Raw genomic sequence first — 1898 nt, forward strand, 5'->3', positions numbered from 1 at the left:
GTGTAAAGCACATGGCGGGCTGCATTGGGTGCAACCTGGCCGGTTTGTGCTCCCCGGGGAACTAGCTGGTGCACCTGTGGTGCAGTTCTTTCCTTGGATTGGCTCGGACAATGAACAGGATTTGGCCAAAGCAGGGAAAGACTCCAACTATGGGGTACTCAAAGCGCGCTACGACTATTACTGTGAACATGTGGTTGCCCATTTCTACCGCGAACACTTTGCCAAAATTGATCGCCAAGTCATCTTGGTCGACACCTTACAACCGTTGAACGCTGGGCCCGCTGCGTTTCACGATATGCGCCTCGCCGTTGAGCAGCTCATGCAAAGCTTTAAATACGGCAAGTCAGGGTTACTCAAACGGCTGTTTTCGCCCCGTATCGATAAAGTGTTGTTTGCCGCCACCAAAGCCGATAATGTGACCCCCGAGCAACATCCAAACTTGGTGAGCCTGTTGCAACAAATTGTTCATCAAGCGTGGCAACAGGCGGCGTTTGAAGGCATTGATATGCGCTGTCAAAGTGTCGCCGCGATTGAAGCAACCATACCGGGCTATGTCTCGGTAAAAGGCAGCACCCAAAGCGCGTTAAAAGGCCATTTGGCCGATAACAGCCCAGTGACGTTATACCCGGGAGAGGTACCGGCTCAGTTACCGGAAGATGCCTTCTGGCAGGATCAAGGGTTTGACTTCCCGTCGTTTCGTCCGCAACCCGCGCCACTCGATGCCCCCTTGCCACATATCCGCATGGATAAAGCCTTGGATTATTTGCTTGGCGACAAATTTCGATAAATGAGGTAGTCATGACCCAATACAAGCCAAAACAAACCTTTGCACAGGATGCCGAGATAGACCAGACGGCATTAGATAGCCGGATACAACAAGGCACCACGTTTGAATCGGACCATGATTTTACGCCGGCGGCGAGTGCTGAATGGGAAGCCTCGCTTGATGCAACGCTCGCCCCCTCATCACGCAAGCGACGCCGAGTGTGGCCATTTCTTATGTTGGCAACCATGCTACTGGCATTGTGGCAATCCGCTGACAGTGTGTATCAAAGCTGGCTAGCGCAAGATTGGCTTAGTCTTGGCTGGCAAGGTTTGTTGATCGCCATCGCCACGACTGGATTGGTGATGCTGGGTAAAGAATGGCGCGCGATGCGTCGTTTGCTGCAACGCGATGCTGTCCGCCAACAGGCTGAGCAACTGCTGGCCAGTGATGCGGTCGGGCAGGGCGAACACTTTTGTCGTCAGTTAGCGGAGCAAACCGGACAAGTACAACGTCCAGCTTTTACACAGTGGCAGCAAGCGATCACGGCAACCCATAACGACAGCGAAATTTTAGGCCTTTATGAGCAACAGGTACTCAGCGCTCAAGATAAGGCAGCGCGCGCCTTGGTGACGAAACACTCGCAAGAGGCGGCCTTAATGGTGGCCGTTAGCCCATTGGCGGCCGCCGATATGTTACTGGTTGCGTGGCGAAATTTTCATTTAATGACCAAGATTGCCAACGTGTATGGCATTCAACTTGGAGTCAAAGCCCGATTGAGTTTACTTAAAATGGTTCTCACCAACATGGCGCTTGCCGGCGCGAGTGAGGCCATGACCGATGTTGGCTTTGATGTCCTTTCAGTGAACCTCGCTGGACGTGTTTCTGGCCGCGTCGCCCAAGGGTTGGGGATTGGTTTGCTCACGGCTCGCCTTGGATTAAAAACCATGACCCTGATGCGGCCACTGCCTTGGCATGGGCAAGCGGCCCCGAGCTTGTCACAGTTGCGGCGCGAGCTGGTAAAACGGCTAATGGGTAAAAGCCCAACCCCCGGCGAATCACCCCACTGACGCGAATGCGTGTAGCACGCGTGGTGACACGTTCTTGGTGGCGCCCTTGGTGACGCTCTTGGTAA

2 protein-coding genes are annotated in these 1898 nt (G+C 53.9%); both read left to right on the forward strand.

Translation table 11 applies throughout. The annotated features are described in order from the left end of the window. Positions 1–787: YcjX family protein (locus BZG79_RS15035; protein WP_199878011.1), on the forward strand; the 787-nt coding region annotated here is incomplete at its 5' end. A gap of 11 nt (positions 788–798) precedes the next feature. Next, positions 799–1833: a TIGR01620 family protein gene (locus tag BZG79_RS15040; protein WP_021022376.1), complete on the forward strand. Its 1035-nt coding sequence runs from the start codon at positions 799–801 to the stop codon at positions 1831–1833. Positions 1834–1898 lie beyond the last annotated feature (65 nt).

The organism is Salinivibrio sp. MA427 (assembly GCF_001996115.1).
Lineage (GTDB): Bacteria > Pseudomonadota > Gammaproteobacteria > Enterobacterales > Vibrionaceae > Salinivibrio > Salinivibrio costicola.